The sequence below is a fragment of the Streptomyces finlayi genome (assembly GCF_014216315.1).
In the GTDB taxonomy this organism is placed as follows: Bacteria; Actinomycetota; Actinomycetes; order Streptomycetales; family Streptomycetaceae; genus Streptomyces; species Streptomyces finlayi_A.
In genome coordinates, this window is sequence record NZ_CP045702.1 from 2,905,534 (window position 1) to 2,924,087 (window position 18,554).

Annotated in this window: 17 protein-coding genes; 9 read left to right on the forward strand and 8 right to left on the reverse strand. The window is 70.0% G+C overall.

Annotated elements, in window-relative coordinates; all coding sequences use genetic code 11:
• Positions 1–316: 316 nt before the first annotated feature.
• Positions 317–1,414: an IS4 family transposase gene (locus F0344_RS13225; RefSeq protein WP_185298981.1), complete on the forward strand. Its 1,098-nt coding sequence runs from the start codon at positions 317–319 to the stop codon at positions 1,412–1,414.
• 255 nt (positions 1,415–1,669) lie between these two features.
• On the opposite strand, the gene F0344_RS13230 is transcribed toward F0344_RS13225, so the two are convergent.
• The 3 genes from F0344_RS13230 to F0344_RS35735 all read right to left on the reverse strand — a co-directional run bounded on the left by F0344_RS13230 (position 1,670) and on the right by F0344_RS35735 (position 5,211).
• Positions 1,670–3,223 carry an ABC transporter substrate-binding protein gene (locus F0344_RS13230; protein WP_185298982.1) on the reverse strand — a complete coding sequence of 518 codons (1,554 nt, stop codon included), beginning with the start codon at positions 3,221–3,223 and terminating at the stop codon, positions 1,670–1,672.
• A gap of 245 nt (positions 3,224–3,468) precedes the next feature.
• On the reverse strand, positions 3,469–4,857 hold the full coding sequence (locus F0344_RS13235; protein ID WP_185302667.1) for a metallophosphoesterase: 1,389 nt from the start codon (positions 4,855–4,857) through the stop codon (positions 3,469–3,471).
• Between the two features lie 108 nt (positions 4,858–4,965).
• Positions 4,966–5,211 carry an SCO4848 family membrane protein gene (locus F0344_RS35735; RefSeq protein ID WP_258049930.1) on the reverse strand — a complete coding sequence of 82 codons (246 nt, stop codon included), beginning with the start codon at positions 5,209–5,211 and terminating at the stop codon, positions 4,966–4,968.
• A 157-nt stretch (positions 5,212–5,368) separates the two neighbouring features.
• Here F0344_RS35735 and F0344_RS13240 point away from each other — a divergent pair, with 157 nt between their 5' ends.
• Positions 5,369–6,625 (forward strand): D-alanyl-D-alanine carboxypeptidase family protein, encoded by a 1,257-nt coding sequence (locus tag F0344_RS13240; protein WP_374940086.1) that lies wholly within the window; start codon positions 5,369–5,371, stop codon positions 6,623–6,625.
• Here F0344_RS13240 and F0344_RS13245 read toward each other — a convergent pair.
• Complete coding sequence (locus F0344_RS13245; protein WP_185298984.1) at positions 6,573–7,550, reverse strand: YihY/virulence factor BrkB family protein; 978 nt, start codon at positions 7,548–7,550, stop codon at positions 6,573–6,575. The genes F0344_RS13240 and F0344_RS13245 overlap by 53 nt on opposite strands.
• A 161-nt stretch (positions 7,551–7,711) precedes the next feature.
• Between F0344_RS13245 and F0344_RS13250 the strand changes: the two genes are divergently transcribed.
• Positions 7,712–9,061 carry an FAD-binding protein gene (locus F0344_RS13250; protein ID WP_185298985.1) on the forward strand — a complete coding sequence of 450 codons (1,350 nt, stop codon included), beginning with the start codon at positions 7,712–7,714 and terminating at the stop codon, positions 9,059–9,061.
• Between the two features lie 155 nt (positions 9,062–9,216).
• Positions 9,217–9,972 (forward strand): decaprenylphospho-beta-D-erythro-pentofuranosid-2-ulose 2-reductase, encoded by a 756-nt coding sequence (locus tag F0344_RS13255; protein ID WP_185298986.1) that lies wholly within the window; start codon positions 9,217–9,219, stop codon positions 9,970–9,972.
• 33 nt (positions 9,973–10,005) lie between these two features.
• Here the strand turns inward: F0344_RS13255 and F0344_RS13260 are convergent, their stop codons facing one another.
• Positions 10,006–10,596: a 2'-5' RNA ligase family protein gene (locus tag F0344_RS13260; protein WP_185298987.1), complete on the reverse strand. Its 591-nt coding sequence runs from the start codon at positions 10,594–10,596 to the stop codon at positions 10,006–10,008.
• Between the two features lie 90 nt (positions 10,597–10,686).
• The gene (gene trpS, locus F0344_RS13265) at positions 10,687–11,700 is read right to left on the reverse strand and encodes a tryptophan--tRNA ligase (protein ID WP_185298988.1); all 1,014 of its coding nucleotides are present in this window, start codon (positions 11,698–11,700) and stop codon (positions 10,687–10,689) included.
• Between trpS and F0344_RS13270 the strand changes: the two genes are divergently transcribed.
• The 3 genes from F0344_RS13270 (at position 11,699) to rocD (ending at position 14,517) form a co-directional block, all read left to right on the forward strand.
• Entirely contained in the window at positions 11,699–12,538 is an 840-nt protein-coding gene (locus F0344_RS13270) for an RNA polymerase sigma factor (RefSeq protein WP_185298989.1), read from the forward strand. The genes trpS and F0344_RS13270 overlap by 2 nt on opposite strands.
• 26 nt (positions 12,539–12,564) lie before the next feature.
• Positions 12,565–13,149: a hypothetical protein gene (locus tag F0344_RS13275; RefSeq protein WP_185298990.1), complete on the forward strand. Its 585-nt coding sequence runs from the start codon at positions 12,565–12,567 to the stop codon at positions 13,147–13,149.
• A 162-nt stretch (positions 13,150–13,311) separates the two neighbouring features.
• On the forward strand, positions 13,312–14,517 hold the full coding sequence (rocD, locus tag F0344_RS13280; RefSeq protein ID WP_185298991.1) for an ornithine--oxo-acid transaminase: 1,206 nt from the start codon (positions 13,312–13,314) through the stop codon (positions 14,515–14,517).
• A gap of 100 nt (positions 14,518–14,617) precedes the next feature.
• On the opposite strand, the gene pdxR is transcribed toward rocD, so the two are convergent.
• Complete coding sequence (gene pdxR, locus F0344_RS13285; protein WP_185298992.1) at positions 14,618–16,018, reverse strand: MocR-like pyridoxine biosynthesis transcription factor PdxR; 1,401 nt, start codon at positions 16,016–16,018, stop codon at positions 14,618–14,620.
• Positions 16,019–16,065: 47 nt separating this feature from the next.
• Between pdxR and F0344_RS13290 the strand changes: the two genes are divergently transcribed.
• Together F0344_RS13290 and F0344_RS13295 are read left to right on the forward strand one after the other, a co-directional pair.
• Positions 16,066–16,578: a carboxymuconolactone decarboxylase family protein gene (locus F0344_RS13290; RefSeq protein WP_185298993.1), complete on the forward strand. Its 513-nt coding sequence runs from the start codon at positions 16,066–16,068 to the stop codon at positions 16,576–16,578.
• 61 nt (positions 16,579–16,639) lie between these two features.
• Positions 16,640–17,374: an isocitrate lyase/PEP mutase family protein gene (locus F0344_RS13295; RefSeq protein ID WP_185298994.1), complete on the forward strand. Its 735-nt coding sequence runs from the start codon at positions 16,640–16,642 to the stop codon at positions 17,372–17,374.
• A 100-nt stretch (positions 17,375–17,474) separates the two neighbouring features.
• Here the strand turns inward: F0344_RS13295 and F0344_RS13300 are convergent, their stop codons facing one another.
• Entirely contained in the window at positions 17,475–18,464 is a 990-nt protein-coding gene (locus F0344_RS13300) for a malate dehydrogenase (protein WP_185298995.1), read from the reverse strand.
• Positions 18,465–18,554 lie beyond the last annotated feature (90 nt).

Genomic DNA, 18,554 nt, shown 5'->3' on the forward strand with positions numbered 1-18,554 from the left:
CCTACATGCCGGACACCACCTGGCCAATAAACGGGCACCCGCCAGGCTCATCCCAGAGTTCAGGTCACACCCCGGTTTCGATGTCATCTGTTTTGTTTTCGACACGTCAGCAGCGATTCACTTACGTTCGTCTTCCCGGTCCCCACCTGACGTCTCTTACGACGCCTTTTCCTCATCGCTCACCACGACGGTCTTCAGCCAACGCAGCATGAGGCGGTTTGAAGCCTCCCCCCGCAGGGCGGCTCCGAAGGGCCATACACCTTCATCTCCCGTACAGCACCATTTTCCGAAGTGGCCCTATAACCAACTCCCTTTCATGTTCAGGACACAAGACCTGGTCAAAGGCCCCGCAGCGGTGACCGCGACACAGACGACACGGTTCGCGGGCAGGCTGGTCGTCGCGATCGACGGAACCCAGCTCGCCCTGCCGGACACACCCGCGAACCTCGCGGTGTTCCCCAAGGCGAAGGCAGGACAGAACGGGCCGTCCGGATACCCGATGCTGCGCCTGGTCACGCTGGTGGCCTGCGGGACCCGAACCCTCATGGACGCCGTCTTCGGCACCGACGCGACCGGCGAGCTGACCTACGCCCGAGACCTGATCACCACCGCGGGCACGACCGGAGCACTACGGCCCGGGACGCTGCTTCTGGGTGACCGGAACTTCTCAGCCACCGCCTTCGTGCGCACGGTCGCGTCCACGGGCGCGGACTTCCTCATCCGCGCCAAGACCCACAGCACCGCGCTCAAGCTGCCGATCCTGCGTCGTCTGCCCGACGGAACGTTCCTGTCCCGCATAGGCGAAGTCACCGTCCGCGTCATCGACGCCACCATCACCCTCGCCCCCACCGACGGCGCCGACAAGCGTCCCGCCACCCACAGCACCTACCGGCTCGTCACCAGTCTGCTCGACCCCGACGAGGCACCCGCCACCGCTCTGGTCAGGCTCTACCGCGAACGCTGGGAGATCGAGACCAGCTACTGCGAGCTGAAATCGACCATCCTCGGCGGCAGAGTCCTGCGCGGCCGCTACCCGGCAGCCGTCACCCAGGAAACCTGGGCGCTTCTGGTCGCCTACCAGGCACTACGCACCGCGATGAGCGACGCCGTCCTGCACCGGCCCAACATCGACCCCGACCGCACCGCATTCACCATCGCGCTGAACACGGCACGTGACCAGATCATCCGTGCCGCCGGCATCATCCCCCACACCAGGATCGACCTCGTCGGCCGGATCGGCACCGCCATACTCAACGGCCTCCTACCCGCCCGCCGAGACCGGTCCCGGCCCCGCGTGAAGAAACGAGCGATCAGCTCCAAGTACCGCGCCGTCGGCCGCAACATCGACCACCGCACCCACAGGACCACCGTCCACATCGAGATCAACGCATTGCCAAGCCCACCGGACGGCTAACCGAACGGCATTGGACCTAGGTCCTGTCTGGAGTTCCAGCGCGGGAGAAGGAGCGGCGTCCGGTGCCGTCGAATCCAAGGCGGAGGAGGGAGCGATGGCGGAGCCCTCGCGACTGACGACAACGCCGGAGGCGGCGGTGCCGGACGCCGCGACGCCGCGGGGGAACTCCAGACAGGACCTAGCCTGCCGGGTCACGCGGAGCGGCCCCGTACCTTTCCACGAGGAAGGTACGGGGCCGCTCCGCGAACGGGCCGCTCAGATCCAGTTCAGTTCCCACAGGCGCCAGATGCCGGTGCCGTCCGAGAGGTACTGCGAACCGGACACGTCCGTCTTGCTGACGACGTAGTCCTTCTTCTGCCACAGCGGAACGAGCGGCACGTCCTCGCCGACCAGCGCCTGGAGCTCCTTGAAGTCCGACGAGGTGCGGCTGCGGTCGCTGTACTGGAGCGTCGAGGCGATCAGCGAGTCCATCCGCTTGCTGGCGTAGCCGTTGTGGAGGCTGTTCTGGCGGCCGACCAGCGGCTGGCTGAAGGTGTCGGGGTCCGGGTAGTCGGGGAGCCAGCCGACGGTGTACGCGTCGTACTTGCCCGCCGCGTACCCCTTCTGGAAGTCCTCCCACGCCACGGCCTTCACCGAGACCTTGAACAGGCCGTCCTTCTCCAGCTGGCGGCGCAGCTCCGCGGTCTCCTTGGTGTAGGAGGCGTCGGCGCGGTAGGCGAAGTCGATGTTCAGCGGCGTCTGCACGCCTGCTTCGGCCATCAGCTGCTTCGCACGCTTGGCGTCGGGCTGCGGGTACGCGTCGAAGAACGGGGTGCTGTGCCCGATGTAGCCCTGCGGGATCAGCGAGTAGAGCGGTTCGACGGTGCTCTTGTACACGTCGGTCACCAGCGGGCCGCGGTCGATGATCGACGCGATGGCCTGGCGGACCTTCTTGTTCGCCAGCGGGCCGCCCTCACGGACGTTGAAGACGAGGTTGCGGATCTCCGCGCTGTCCGCCTCGGTGACACGCAGTTCGGGGTCGGCCGGGTTCAGCTCGGCGAGCCTGGCGGGCGGCAGCTGACGGTGCGTGATGTCCAGCACCGAGGCGTTCCACGCCGTCAGGAGCTCTTCGGACCCCTCGTAGTAGCGGATGGTGATCGGCACGCCGCTCTTCTTCAGCGCGCCCTTGTACTTGGGGTTGGGTGCCAGCTCGGCAGTCGCGCCGGGTTCGAACGCCTTGAGGACGTAGGGCCCCGAACCATCGACCTGGTTCCCCGTGCGCAGCCTGTCGTCCGGGTACTGCTCGCGGTCGACGATCGAGCCGGCACCGGTGGCCAGCTTCTGCGGGAACGTCGCGTCGCGCGCGCTCAGGTTGAAGGTGACGGTCCGGTCCTCGGCCACGATCGACTTGAGGGTCGGGAAGAGCACCGACGGACCGACGTCCTCCTTGATCCTGAGCATCCGCTCGAAGGAGTACTCGACGTCCTTCGCCGTGATCTTCCGGCCGTTGGAGAACGTCAGGTCGTCGCGGAGCTCGCACTGGTACGTCTGGAGCTTCTGCCCGATGAAGCCGCAGCTCTCGGCGGCGTCGGGCTCCGGCACGATCGCACCGGACTTGAACGTCATGAGGGACTGGTACAGGTTGCTGTAGATCGCCCAGGAACCCGCGTCGTAAGCGCCCGCCGGGTCCAGGGAGGTGACCGCGTCCGTCGTACCGACGGAGATGGGGTCGTCCTTCACCTCGTCCGAGGGAAGCAGTTGCCAGGCGCCGACGCCTGCGATGACCAATACCGCGAGTATCGCGAGAATCCGTACCCGGACCGACCGCATTGCCGTGCTCTCCCTTACCAGCCCCACCTCGGCAGATGCACAGAGACGCGCACATCACCGCATGTTTCGTGCATACCTAATCACACGATTTTCACATCTGGAAGAGTAAATCGGACACTCACAGGCTTTTGTTCGGCACTTGAAACCAGGCAGGTCCGAAATGGCTGAATTAACTGCTTCCGTCAGGAGATTTCGTCGCTGGCTGTAATGATCCTGTGCGTTTTTCATGCCCATGGGGGCGGGAGCTACGCCTGCCGGGAAGCGAGCTCCACGACGGTGATGTCGGACTGCGCGCCCACCCGCACGGGGGGACCCCAGGCTCCCGCGCCGCGCGAGACGTAGAGCTGGGTGTCGCCGTAGCGTTCGAGCCCGGCGACCGTCGGATTGGCCAGCCCGGCAAGGAAGTTGCCGGGCCAGAGCTGACCGCCGTGGGTGTGCCCGGAGAGCTGGAGGTCGACGCCGTAATCGACGGCGTCGTGGATGACGACGGGCTGATGTGCGAGGAGGACGGAGGCGCGGCTGCGGTCCCGGTCGCCGAGTGCGCGTACGAAGTCGGGACCCTCGCCCTCGCTCTCCCCCGCGACGTCGTTGACGCCGGCGAGGTCGAAGCCGTCGATCTCGACCCGGGCGTTCTCCAGCGGGCGCAGGCCCAGCTCCCGTACGTGGTCCACCCATTGGGCGGCACCGGAGAAGTACTCGTGGTTCCCGGTGACGAAGTAGCTGCCGTGACGGGCCCGAAGCCCGGCCAGCGGCTCGGCGGCGGTGCCGAGATCGGCGACGGAACCGTCGACGAGGTCCCCGACGACAGCGATCAGATCCGGCCGCGTCCGGTTGATCGTGTCGACGATCCGGCGGGTGTGGGCGCGCCCGAGGATGGGCCCGATATGGATGTCGCTGACGACGGCGACGCGGTAACCGTGCGCGGAGCGCGGCAGCTTGGCGATAGGTACGGTGACCCGCTCGACCCGGGGGCCGCGCAGCACGCCATAGGTGCCGTAACCGACGGTGCCGAGCCCGGCGACCGCGGCCGCGCCGCCGACCGCCCTGGCGACGAACAGCCGCCGCGAAGGCAGCGCGAGGGAGGGCGCGGCGGTGGGTCCGGGGGCGGCGGGTCCGGGGGCGGTGCGTTCGGTGACGGTGCGTTCGGGTGTGGGGCCCGCGTCGGCCGCCGCGTCGCGCTCGGCAGCCGGTGACGGCCGGGCGGGCGCACCCGACGGGACCAGTACGTCGTTACGGTCCTTGGCATCGGTACGCGGCTCGGTGCCCACGTCCGCACGCACCGCGGGCGCCGGCTGCCGCGCCGCGGCCGCGGCGCGGTCCCGGTGGGCGAGCACCCGGCGCAGGACGGGCCGTACGGCCTCACCCACCAGCAGAGCGAGCGTCAGGTACAGCAGCGACGCCAGCCACAGGAAGCCCGGCCAGGCCAGCACCTGCTGGAGCCGGAAGGGAGCACCCGCACGGCCGGAGACCATCGCCCCGACGGACAGCAGCGGCAGGACGAACGCCGCCACGGTGCCAGCCCTGCGCAGCGCGCTGCCCGGTGCCGTCGTGTCACCGACGAGACGCCGCCACAGATAGCGGTGCACGCCCGCGAGCAGCGTCACCACCGCGACGGCCACCAGCACGAAGACCACTACCACTTGCGCTCCCCCACACCTGCGTCGGCCGGCACCCGCTCGGGCCCCGGCTTGTCCTTCGTCCCCCGGCTCGACGGGCCCGGCCGGCTGCCCGGCCCGGGCCCGTCAGGTGCGCTCTGCGCGCAAAGCCCTGACGCCACGCAACCCGATCACGCCGACTGCCGTCCCCAGAAGAAACGACGCGATGGCGAGCAGCAGATGTACCCAGAAGTACGCCGTGGGGTCGCCCGCGTCGTCGAACGCGAGCCCGCTGCCGTCCTCCCAGAGATTCCTGGCGAAAGTGATCCAGATGAACCAGCTCCACACCCCGAAGGCGAGCAGGAACCAGGAGACGGGGCGGCTGAGCTTCATGGATTCAGTATCGCCTCCGTCGGCCGGACGGCTCGGCCGGGGTGGGGACCGCGAGGAGGGACCGGCCGGTGGGCCGGGTGGGCTGTCCCGGCGAGATGCCCGGCGGGTCAGAGCATCCGGGTCCCCATCCACACCTTCGCCCTGTACGTTTTTGACCGTGCCTGCACTGAAAAAGATCGCACTGACGATCACCTCCGCCGCGTTGCTGTCCGTATGCGCTGTCAGCCCCGCTTCGGCGGCCGACAAGGACAAGACCGACGACAAACAGCCCAAGCCCACCGCGCCGATGTCGAAGGTCGGCGGGGAACAGCTGGGACAGGCGGGCATCCAGGTGAGGCTGGGCCCCGGCGCCCCGGTCCTGCCGAAGAAGCTCACCGCCCGGTCGTGGATCGTCGCGGACGCGGAGAGCGGCCAGGTACTCGCCGCGAACAACTCCCACTGGCGGCTGCCGCCCGCCTCGACGCTGAAGATGCTCTTCGCGGACACGCTCCTGACGCAGCCGGAACTGCTGCCGAAGTCCAAGGAGCACAAGGTGACCGGGCCGGAACTCGCCGACGTGGGCGAGGGAAGCAGCCTCGTGGGCATCAAGGAGGACCACACCTACTCGGTGCACGACCTGTGGCTCGGTGTGTTCCTGCGCTCGGGCAACGACTCGGTGCACGTCCTGTCGTCGATGTACGGCGGTGTGCCCAAGGCCGTCGCCGCCATGCAGAAACACGCCGAGGAGCTGCAGGCTCTCGACACGACGGTCGTCTCGCCCGACGGGTACGACTCCCCGAAGCAGGTCTCCAGCGCGTACGACCTCACACTCTTCGCCCGCAGCGGGCTGCAGAAGCCGGACTTCCGGGAGTACGCCGCCACGGCCAGCTCCTCGTTCCCCGGTGAGAAGAAGAAGGGGAAGAAGCGCGAGACCTTCGAGATCCAGAACACCAACCGGCTCATGACCGGTGACATCGGCGTGGACCCGTACAGGGGCATCGCCGGTGTGAAGAACGGCTACACCACCCACGCGGGCAACACCTTCACCGGTGTCGCCGAGCGCGACGGCAGGGTGCTGCTCGTCACCGTCATGAATCCGTCGTCCGACGAGAGCCATGCCGTCTACAAGGAGGCGGCGAACCTCCTCGACTGGGGTTTCGCCGCGAGCGGCAAGGTGACCCCCATCGGCGAACTGGTGCCTCCGAAGTCCGTGGACACCGGGGCCGGGAAGGGCGCCCAGCCCGCCAGTGGTGCCAACACGGCGGAGCAGGACAAGAAGAACGCCAAGGCCGTCGCCGCCGGGGCCGGCTCCAGCGGGGTCGGGATCGCCCTGGCCATCGTCGGCGGGCTGCTGCTGATGCTGTCGGCCGCCGTGTTCCTGGTCAACCGGCGCTGGCCGCTGCCCGACCTGGTGCGGCGCCTTCCCCGCCGCTGACGTCCCGCTGCGCGGCCGGCGCCTCGTCGCCCCGCGCCTCGTCGCCCCGCACCTCGTCCGGCTCATCCGACTGCTGCTGGCTCCCCGTCGCCGTCCAGGCGGCGCAGAAGAGCAGCAGCTTCGCGCTGAAGTTGATCCACAGGAGCAGGGCGACCGGAACGCCGAACGCGCCGTACATGCTCTTCCCCGCGACGTCCCTCATATAGCTGCCGAGCAGCAGTTTGAGCAGCTCGAAGCCGACCGCGCCGATCAGGCCCGCGACCACGAGCCGGCGCCGCGGGGGCTGCACTCCCGGAAGCAGCGTCAGCAGGTAGAGCAGCAGCAGGAAGTCGGCGAGCACCGCCACGACGAGAGCGGCGATCTGCAACAGCACACCGCCCCAGCCGTCACCCGGAATGCCCAGCAGGTCAGCGGTCCAGCCGACCGCCACGGACCCGATCCCGGAGACGGCGAGCGTCACGAGTGCCGCTCCTCCGAGCCCGAGAAGCACTCCGGCGTCCTTGAGCTTGCGCAGGACAGGATTGCCCTCGTCCGCGTCGTCGATCCCCCAGACCGCCCGCAGGCAGTCCCGCATCGAGCCGACCCAGCCGATACCGGTGAAGAGCAGCAGCGCACCGGCGACCAGTCCGACCGTGCCCGCGTGGGCCACCAGATTGTCGATGCCGAGCTGGTCCGAGATGCCGGGGACCTGATCGGAGATCTTGTCCTCGATCTCCTTCAACCGCTTCTCCGAGAGCAGCGCGGCACCGATCGCAGCGCCGACCGCGATCAGGGGGAAGAGCGCAAGAAAGCTGATGAAGGTGATCGCGGCGGCGAGCCTGGCCCAGTTGGCACGCTCCAGCGTTTCGTACGAGCGATACGCGTGCGTCAGCATCAGCCGGGACACGAGCGGCCCGATGACGGGAAGTTTCTTCAGCCAGTCCATCACCTACGCCTACCCCCGGGGCGCGGAAATCCGGATGTCCCCCTCCGGTTGTCTTCGAAAGATTTCCCTCATCGGGTCCCGGCACCCACTCAATCCACCATTTCGGTGAGTGTTGTAACAAATCCCTCAAAGGGGTTTTCCGGGGCGATAACGTCACCACCATGTCTGTCGACACCGTCTCCATGACCGGCTGGGGCCGCACCGCCCCGACAACCGCCCTGCGGTTCCGGCCCCGTACGTACGAGGAGGCGGTGGCCGCGGTGCGCGGCTGCGGTCCCCGTGGCTCCATCGCCCGCGGCCTCGGCCGCGCGTACGGCGACGCCGCGCAGAACGCGGGGGGTTCCGTCCTCGACATGACCGCCCTCAACCGCATCCGCGGCACCGACGCCGCGGGGTCCACCGTGACCTGCGACGCCGGGGTGAGCCTGCACCGGCTGATGCGTGCGGTGCTGCCGCTCGGCCGGTTCCCGCCGGTCACTCCCACGACCCGGTACGTCACCGTGGGCGGCGCGATCGCCTCCGACGTCCATGGCCGGAACCAGCGGGTCGCGGGGTCCTTCTCCCGGCACGTACAGGCCCTGGAGTTGCTGACCGCCGACGGTGACGTGCGTACGGTCCGCCCCGGCACCGCTCTCTTCGACGCGACGGCGGGCGGCATGGGGCTGACCGGTGTCATCCTCTCCGCCACGATCCGACTCCGCCCGGTCGCGACGTCGTTGATGTCCGTCACCACCGAACGCGCGACCGACCTCGACGATCTGATGGCCCGTCTCACCGCGAGCGGCCACCGCTCGTCGTACACCGCCGCCTGGATCGACCTCCTGGCGCGCGGCCGGTCCACCGGGCGCGCCGTACTCACCCGGGGGGAGCACGCACCGCTGGACGCGCTCCCGGCGCACGCCCGGCGCACGCCACTGGTGTTCCGCCCCGCTCGTCTGCCCGCGGTCCCGGCGTACGTACCGGAGGGGCTGCTGGGCCGGACGTCCGTCGCCCTGCTCAACGGGCTCCGCTACCGCGCGGCGCCGAGGCACCGCACCGGAGAACTCCAGCGGATCTCCTCCTTCTTCCACGCCATGGATGGTGTCCCGCACTGGAACCGCGTCTACGGCCGCAGCGGTTTCGTGCAGTACCAGTTCGTCGTCGGGAACGGCCAGGAAGAGACACTGCGGCGCATCGTCGGCCGCATCTCGCTCCGCCGCTGCCCCGCCTTCCACGCGGTGCTCGGACGGTTCGGTGAGAGCGACCCCGGCTGGCTCTCGTTCCCGATGCCCGGCTGGAGTCTCACCCTCGGGCTGCCCGCCGCGCTCCCCGGGCTGGCGGGTTTCCTGGATGAACTCGACGAGGAGGTGGCCGCCGCCGGGGGCCGGGTCTGTCTGGCGAAGGACGCGCGGCTGCGCCCGGAGACGCTCGCCGCGATGTATCCGCGGCTGGCCGAGTTCCGCGCTCTGCGGGCGGAACTGGACCCGGGCGGCGCGTTCCGTTCCGACCTGTCCCGCCGCCTCGCCCTCTGACGACCGACGCCTCGCGCCCGGACGCCCGGCACCCCGCCCCGGACGCCGGGCCACCTCACCCCCGGACGCCCGGCCACCTCGTAAAGAACGCCCGGCCACCTCGTGCAGAACGTCCGTTCCCTCTCGTCCCCTCGGCCATGACCAGGAGTGTTTCCATGAAGGACGCCTTCGGTGCTCCGCAGTCCCTGCTCGTCCTCGGTGGCACCTCGGAGATCGGCCTGGCCACCGCGCGGCGGCTGATCAGCCGCCGCACCCGGACAGTCCGGCTGGCAGGCCGGCCGTCCCCCGCTCTGGAGCGGGCCGCCGCCGAACTGCGAGCGCTCGGCGCCGACGTCCGTACGCTCGCCTTCGACGCCCTGACCCCCGAGTCGCACGAGACGACGCTCGGCGGGCTGTTCGCCGAGGAGGACATCGACATGGTGCTGATGGCGTTCGGCGTACCGGGCGACCAGGCGCGCGACGAGGAGGAGCCTCTCTCCGCGGTCCGGGTCGCCCAGACCAACTACACGGGGGCGGTCTCCGCCGGCCTGGTGTGCGCCGGCGCACTCCAGGCGCAGGGGCACGGATCCTTGGTCGTGCTCTCCTCGGTGGCGGGCGAACGCGCCCGGCGCGCCGACTTCATCTACGGGTCGAGCAAGGCCGGTCTGGACACGTTCGCCCAGGGCCTCGGGGACGCGCTGCAAGGCACCGGGGTGCAGGTCATGGTCGTACGTCCCGGCTTCGTCCGGTCGAAGAAGACCGCCGGGCTGCCGGAGACGCCGCTGGAGACGACGCCGGAAGCGGTCGCGGACGCGATCGTGACGGGGCTGCGGCGGCGCTCGGAGACGGTGTGGGTCCCGGGGTCGCTACGGGTGGTGATGTCGGCACTGCGCCACGTACCGCGCCCGTTGTTCCGGCGCCTCCCGGTGTAGGGCGCGGGGCGCCGGACGGAACGCGTGTCCGGATCAGGTGTGCAGGGACGGGTGGTCGACGAAGCTGCCGCCCTGTGCGGGCACGGCGGGTGAGCCACCCCCCGCGCCGAACGGGAACTCGTTGATCTTGCGCCAGACGCCGTCGGCACCCCGCTCGTACAGAGCGAAGGAACCGCACGTCCAGGACGCCTCGTAGACGGACAGCTCCTCGTAGGCACGGTCCATCGCCTCCTCGGCGATGCCGTGCGCCACGGTCACATGGGGGTGGTACGGGAACTGGAGCTCGCGCACCAGCGGCCCGGAGGTGTCCCTGACCCGCTGCTGGAGCCAGGCACAGGCGGAGGCGCCCTCGACGACCTGGACGAAGACGACCGGGGAGAGGGGCCGGAAGGTCCCGGTTCCGGACAGCCGCATCGGGAAGGGGCGGCCGGCCGCCGCGATCTGCGCGAGATGCGTCTCGATCGCGGGCAGGCCGGCCGCCTCCGCCTCCGTCGGCGGGAGAAGGGTGACGTGGGTGGGAATGCCATGCGCGGCAGGGTCCCCGAAGCTCGCGCGCCGCTCCTGGAGCAGGCTGCCGTAGGGCTCCGGGACCGCGATCGAAACGCCGAGCGTTACGGTCCCCACGTCGTTCTCCTCAGTCTTCGATGGTCGATTTTCGGTCGTGCCGACGCCAGTGTGCAGCCTGGGACCGTGTTCTCGCCAGGGTCCTTGGACTCAGTGCTTGGCGGGCAGAAGGCCCATCCGGTCGTAGGCCTGCGCCAGGGTCTCCGCGGCGACGGCCCTGGCCTTCTCCGCACCCTTGGCCAGGATCGAGTCCAGCGTCTCGGGGTCGTCCAGATATTCCTGCGTGCGGGCACGGAAGGGGGTGACGAACTCCACCATGACCTCCGCGAGGTCGGTCTTCAGCGCACCGTAGCCCTTGCCCTCGTACTTCTGCTCCAGATCCGCGATACCGGCCCCCGTGAGGGTGGAGTAGATGGACAGAAGGTTGCTGACACCTGGCTTCTTCTCCGCGTCGAAACGGATGACCGTGTCGGTGTCGGTGACCGCGCTCTTGACCTTCTTGGCGGTGGCCTTCGGCTCGTCCAGGAGGTTGATGAGGCCCTTCGGCGTCGACGCCGACTTGCTCATCTTGATCGCCGGGTCCTGGAGGTCGTAGATCTTCGCCGTCTCCTTGAGGATGTACGGCGCCGGGATGGTGAACGTCTGCCCGTACCTGCTGTTGAAGCGTTCGGCGAGGTCGCGGGTCAGCTCGATGTGCTGGCGCTGGTCCTCGCCCACCGGGACCTGGTTCGCCTGGTAGAGCAGGATGTCGGCGACCTGGAGAACCGGGTACGTGAAGAGGCCGACGGTTGCCCGGTCGGCACCCTGCCTGGCGGACTTGTCCTTGAACTGCGTCATGCGGGACGCCTCGCCGAAGCCCGTCAGGCAGTTCATGATCCAGCCGAGCTGGGCGTGCTCGGGAACGTGACTCTGGACGAAGAGCGTGCACCGCTCCGGGTCGAGACCGGCCGCCAGCAGCTGGGCGGCCGCGAGCCGGGTGTTCGCGCGCAGCTCCACAGGGTCCTGCGGCACGGTGATCGCGTGCAGGTCCACCACCATGTAGAAGGCGTCGTGGGATTCCTGCAGCGCCACCCACTGGCGGACCGCACCGAGATAGTTGCCGAGGTGGAACGAGCCTGCGGTGGGCTGGATTCCGGAGAGCACGCGGGGGCGTTCAGAGGCCATGAAACTCATTGTCTCAGGTACGGAACCGATCTCCGGCAACCGGTGTATCAAAGGTGTGAGGACGCGGGAGGGGGCCCTGCATCAGGGGCCGGAGGGGGGCCGCACCGCCGACGACAGGGCCGGGGGTGGCGCGGTCGGGCGGGCCGGAGGGCAGCCCGGAGGCTGGGCCGAGAGCGGCGAGGCCGCGGTAATCGCTCGTGTGCGCGCAGGGGACGCGGAGGCATACGCGCAGCTCGTACGCGCTCATACGGGGGTCGCGCTGCGGGTCGCGGTCGCCTTCGGAGCGGCGGCGGACGCGGAGGACGTGGTGCAGTCCGCCTTCTTCAAGGCGTATCAGGCCCTCGGGAATTTCCGGGACGGCGCGGCGTTTCGTCCATGGTTGTTACGCATCGTGGTGAATGAGACGCGAAACACAGTGCGGTCGGCAGGCCGGGCGAGGGCCGTGGCCGGTCGCGAGGCCGGGTTCCATGGTGCCGATCCGCTGATACCGGAGTCGGCGGATCCGGCGGTGGCGGTGCTCGCGGAGGAGCGGCGAAGCCTGCTGACCGCCGCACTGGAAGGGCTGAGCGAGCAGCAACGGCAGGTCGTGACCTATCGCTATCTGCTCGAGATGGACGAGGCGGAGACGGCGCGGGCGCTCGGCTGGCCGAAAGGGACGGTGAAGTCCCGGCTGAACCGCGCGCTGAAGAAGCTGGAGAAGGAGCTGCGTCAGGAGCGGGAGCCTGAGCGGAAGCCTGAGCGGAAGGGCGCCGGGGGCAGGGGCGGGGACGGGGACGGGGACGGGGACGGGGGCGTGGGCGTGGGCGGCGACAACGGAGATGACGGGCGGAGAGGGTGAGCAGATCCGGGGAGGATGTGGGAGGCGTGGTGGACGTGGATGAACCGGTGGACGTGGATGAACCGGTGGGCGGGGACGTGCCGGTGGGCGGGGACGTGCCGGTCCCGGAGGATGAGGTGGACCCGGCGGAGCCGCGGGCCCTGCTCAGGGCGGAGCTGCTGGCGCTGGGGCGCGGGCTGGACGTACCGACGACCGATGGTCTGACGATGGCCGAGCGTGTGATGGCACAGCTCGTCGCGGAAGCGGTTCCGGTGCCTGTGCCGGAGCCACCGAGTCGCGCGGAGCGGGTCGGAGGATGGCTCCGCGGACACGCCCGGCTGCTCGGCGCCGCCCTCTCCGGGCTCCTCGTGGTCCTCGTCCTCACGCCGCCGGTCCGGTCGACGGTCGCGGACTGGATCGACTCCGGCGGGGTCGAGGTGCGGTACGCCCCGTCGTCGGCGCCACCGTCGCCACCGCCGGGCGCGTCGGGCGCGCCGGGGCTCGACTGCGGCGCACCGGAGCGGATACCGGATCCTGTGTCCTCGGCGGAGGCTGCCCGGCGCACTGCCCCTGCGCAGCGGCAGCGTCCGCCCCTCGGCGGCAGCGGTGACGGGAGCGGTGCGGGGGCGTGAGCCGGGGCCGCGCCGGCAGCTGCCCCATCCTCTGAGACGGGGCGGGGGCGCGGGAGAGCGTCCGGGGCGCGCCGCGCGATGAAGGTTTCCCCGCCAGGTAGCCGACCGACGATACAAAGTGGGCACGACCCCCGCCCACGCCGCACGACGAACGGAGATCCCGTGTCGACCACGGAAACAGCCATCGCCTCCGCCGAGGCGCACAGTGCGCACAATTACCACCCGTTGCCCGTCGTCGTCGCCTCAGCGGAAGGCGCCTGGATGACCGACGTCGAGGGCCGCCGCTACCTCGACATGCTCGCCGGGTATTCGGCCCTCAACTTCGGCCATGGCAACCGCCGGCTGATCGACGCCGCCAAGGCCCAGCTGGATCGGGTGACCCTCACCTCGCGTGCCTTCCACCACGACCGTTTCGCCGACTTCTGCACCCAGCTCGCGCAGTTGTGCGGGATGGAGATGGTCCTGCCCATGAACACGGGGGCGGAGGCCGTGGAGACCGCGGTGAAGACCGCCCGCAAGTGGGGGTACCGGGTCAAGGGCGTCCCGGACGGCATGGCGAAGATCATCGTCGCCGCCGGCAACTTCCACGGCAGGACGACCACGATCGTCAGCTTCTCCACGGACCACGAGGCGCGGGCCGACTTCGGCCCGTACACACCGGGGTTCGAGATCGTGCCGTACGGGGATCTCACCGCGCTCCGTGCGGCGATGACCGAGAACACCGTGGCGGTGCTGCTGGAGCCGATCCAGGGCGAGGCCGGGGTGCTGGTGCCGCCCGCCGGCTATCTCCCCGGGGTCCGCGAGCTGACCCGCGAGCGGAACGTGCTGTTCATCGCGGACGAGATCCAGTCGGGCCTGGGGAGGACCGGCAAGACCTTCGCCTGCGAGCACGAGGGCGTGGTGCCCGACATGTATGTGCTCGGCAAGGCACTCGGCGGGGGCGTGGTGCCCGTGTCGGCGGTGGTGTCCTCGGCGGCGGTGCTCGGTGTGTACCACCCCGGCGAGCACGGCTCGACGTTCGGCGGGAACCCACTGGCCTGCGCGGTCGCGCTGGAGGTCGTCGCGATGCTGCGCACCGGTGAGTTCCAGCAGCGGGCGTCGGAGCTGGGTGACCATCTCCACCGCGAACTGGGCCTGCTGGTCGGCCAGGGGGCCGTGAACGCCGTCCGGGGACGGGGCCTGTGGGCGGGCGTCGATGTCTCACCGGTCCTCGGGACGGGCCGGGAGATCTCGGAGAAGCTGATGGACCGCGGCGTACTGGTCAAGGACACCCATGGTTCGACGATCCGTATCGCCCCGCCCCTGGTGATCAGCAAGGAGGACCTGGACTGGGGGCTGGCCCAACTCCGCGACGTACTGAGCAGCTGACACCCAAGGGGTCCCGGGACGGCAAGGACGGGGGCAGCGCGGACGGGGGCAACTCGGGCAGGGGCAACTCGGACGGGGGCGGCTCGGCGGCCGGGCCGGGTCAGGGCAGTACGCGGCACAGCGCCTCCAGCGTGCCGGACCAGGCGCTGTCCGGGGGTGAGCCGTAGCTGATGACCAGTGCTTCGCGGCCCGGCGTCGCCTCCGGGTGCCGATAGCGGGACACGCCTTCCAGGGCCAGGCCCTGGAAGGCGGCGGCCTGGATCACCGATCGTTCGGTGCCCTCGGGGAGTTCGAGCACGGCGTGCAGGCCGGCGGCGATGCCGCTGACCCGGACGTCCGGTGCCCGTTCCGCGAGCGCGGCGACGAGCTGGTCACGTCGGCGCCGGTAACGCAACCGCATGGACCGGACATGACGGTCGTACGCCCCGGACGCGATGAACTCCGCGAGGGTCAGCTGGTCCAGCGCGCCGGACGCCCAGTCGGATACCCCCTTCGCCTCCGCCACCTCCCCGGCCAGCGCTTCGGGGAGCACCATCCAGGCCAGCCGCAGCCCGGGGGCCAGGGACTTGCTCGACGTACCGAAATAGACGACGCGTTCCGGATCGAGGTTCTGGAGCGCGCCGACCGGCTGCCGGTCGTAGCGGAACTCCCCGTCGTAGTCGTCCTCCAGGACCAGGCCCCCGGAGGACCGCGCCCAGTCTACGGCGGCGGCCCGCCGGTCGGGATGGAGCGAGACACCCATCGGGAACTGATGCGCCGGCGTCATGAGGACCGCACCCGCGCTCCTCATCGCCCCCAGGTCACCGGTCCTGGAGCCGAGTTCGTCCAGCGGCAGGCACGGCGTGCGCAGGCCCGCTTCCCTCAGGAGGTTCCAGTGCGCATCCAGTCCGTACGACTCGACGGCGACGTCCTTCACCCGGCGCTGCCGCAGCACCTTTCCCATCAGCATCAGGCCGTGGACGAATCCGGAGCAGATGACGATCCGTGCGGGGTCGGCGTGCACACCGCGGGCCCGGGACAGATAGTCGGCCAGGACCGTGCGTAGTTCGATGCGCCCCCGCGGATCCCCGTAACCGAGCGCTTCGTTGGGGGCCGCGATCAGTGCGCGCCGGCCCGCCTTCAGCCACTCCGCACGGGGGGAGGACGCGAGGTCCGGAGTCCCGGGGTTGAGGCTGTAGAGGGGCCGCCCGTGTACCGGACGCGACTTCGGGGCCCTGGTGGGCCCTCGGCGCGGCGCGGCCCGCCGGGCGACCGTGGTCCCCGAGCCCTGTCTGGCGGTGAGCCAGCCCTCGGCGACGAGTTCGGCATAGGCGTCGGCGACGGTGTTCCGGGCGATCGCGAGATCGGCGGCGAGCGTGCGGGACGACGGCAGCCGGGTGCCCGGCGCCAGACGTCCACTGCGCACGGCCTCCCGCAGTGCCTCCATGAGTCCCCTGCGCAGTCCCCCGCCGACCGGTTCGATATGCAGGTCGGCACCGAAAGAGGCCCAGGAATCCGTCATGGAAATGGACCATACCGGTGTGCCACCTGCCGCGTAGCGTCGTATCCATGACGACCCACGAACATGGCACCGACTCTTCCGACTACGCCCCCGAGCACCCCGCCCGCCTGCCCTGGCACCAGCTCGCTCCGGAGGTCTACAAGGCCCTGGTCCGGCTCGACATCGCGTCCCGAAAGGGCCTCGACCCGAAGTTGGTCGAGCTGGTGAAGATCCGGGCCTCGCAGATCAACCGCTGCGCGTTCTGCCTCGACATGCACACGAAGGACGCTCTCGTCGCGGGCGAGTCCGTCGAGCGGATCATCCAGCTCAGCGCCTGGGAGGAGTCGCAGCACTTCTACACGGAGAAGGAACTCGCGGCGCTGGGACTGACCGAGGCGGTCACGGTCCTGACCGACGGTTTCGTCCCGGCCGAGGTGTACGCGAGGGCTGCCAAGCACTTCGAGGAGGCGGAACTGGCCCAGCTGATCGCCTCCATCACCGTGATCAACGCGTGGAACCGGTTCGGTGTGGCCACCCGGCCGGCCCCCGGCCACTACACCCCCGGTGACCTGAAGCACTGATCACGGCAGGCCTCAGCCGAGTGCCCCGTCCGTCGGCCGCCCTCTCCACGGGAGTTCACCCATGTCCACGTCCGATCCGGTCCCGGTCTTCCGAGCGCTCCACCAGGGGCGCGACCCCGGCGACCCGTTGGTCCTGCCCGGCCCGTGGGACGCCGCGAGTGCCCGGACCTTCGAGCAGGCCGGCTTCCCGGCGCTCGCCACCCCGAGCGCCGCCGTCGCCGCTTCGCTCGGCTACGAGGACGGGCTGACCCCGGCCGCCGAGATGTTCGCGGCGGTGGCCAGGATCGTGCGGTCGGTCTCCGTTCCCGTTTCCGCGGACATCGAGGCCGGATACGGCCTGGCCGCGAAGGAACTCGTGGAACGCCTCCTGGAGACGGGCGCCGTGGGCTGCAATCTGGAGGACTCCGTGGGCGGAGTCCTCCTCGACCCGCACCGGCAGGCCGACCGGCTGGCGGAGGTACGGTCCTTCGCGGGTGACCGGCTCTTCGTCAACGCCCGCGTCGACACCTATCTCCTGGGCGGCCCCGACCTGGAGACCGGGACGATCGAGCGTGGCCGTCTCTACGCGACGGCCGGCGCGGACTGCGTCTACCCGATCACCGCGCCCCCGGCCGCCCTCCCCCGCCTGGCTGCGGCGATCCCGGTGCCGCTCAACGCCCATGGCTCACCCCATGCCCCGCAGGCACTGCGCCGCCTCGGAGAACTGGGCGCCACGCGGATCACCTTCGGTCCGCTGATGCAGCAGCAGGCCATGCGAGCCGTACGGGAGATGGCAGGGGCGCTGCGTGGCCCCTGACACGCGAACCGCCCCCGGCAGCGTGTGCTGCCGGGGGCGGTTCTTCAGACGTCGTGCCGAACATCATGCCGAGCTGGGTGGGGCTCGGCATGAGGCCGGGTCAGATCAGGCCGAGCCCACGGACCGCGTCGCGCTCCTCGACGAGCTCCTGCACCGACGCGTCGATACGCGCGCGGGAGAAGTCGTTGATGTCCAGGCCCTGGACGATCTTGTAGGTGCCGTTCTCCGTGGTGACCGGGAACGAGGAGATGATGCCCTCCGGGACGCCGTAGGAGCCGTCCGACGGGATACCCATCGAGGTCCAGTCGCCCGCCGCGGTGCCGTTGACCCACGTGTGCACGTGGTCGATGGCGGCGTTGGCGGCCGAGGCGGCCGAGGACGCGCCACGGGCCTCGATGATCGCCGCGCCGCGCTTGGCGACGGTCGGGATGAAGGTGTCGGCCAGCCACGCCTCGTCGTTGACGAGCTCGGCGGCGTTCTTGCCGGCGATCTCCGCGTGGAAGATGTCCGGGTACTGGGTCGCCGAGTGGTTGCCCCAGATCGTCAGCTTCTTGATGTCGGAGACGGCGGCACCGGTCTTGGCGGCCAGCTGCGAGATCGCGCGGTTGTGGTCCAGACGGGTCATCGCGGTGAAGCGCTCCGCCGGTACGTCCGGGGCGGCGGCCTGCGCGATGAGCGCGTTGGTGTTGGCCGGGTTGCCGACGACGAGGACCTTGATGTCGTCCGCGGCGTTGTCGTTGATGGCCTTGCCCTGCGGCTTGAAGATGCCGCCGTTGGCGGAGAGCAGGTCGCCGCGCTCCATGCCCTTCGTGCGCGGGCGCGCGCCGACGAGCAGGGCGACGTTCGCACCGGCGAAGCCGACGTCGGGGTCGTCCGTGATCTCGATGTTCCGCAGCAGCGGGAAGGCGCAGTCGTCGAGCTCCATCGCGGTGCCCTCGGCCGCCTTGAGGCCCTGCGGGATCTCGAGGAGTCGCAGGTTGACCGGCACGTCCGGGCCGAGCAGGTGGCCGGAAGCGATGCGGAAGAGCAGCGCGTAGCCGATCTGGCCGGCTGCGCCGGTCACGGTGACATTCACGGGAGTGCGGGTCATGGCGATCTCCGTTAAGACAGCTGGCGGTGGGGGTCCCTGCCCCTGGTGCTGGATACCTCTGAATCTTGACGTGAAGAGATATCCAGCGGT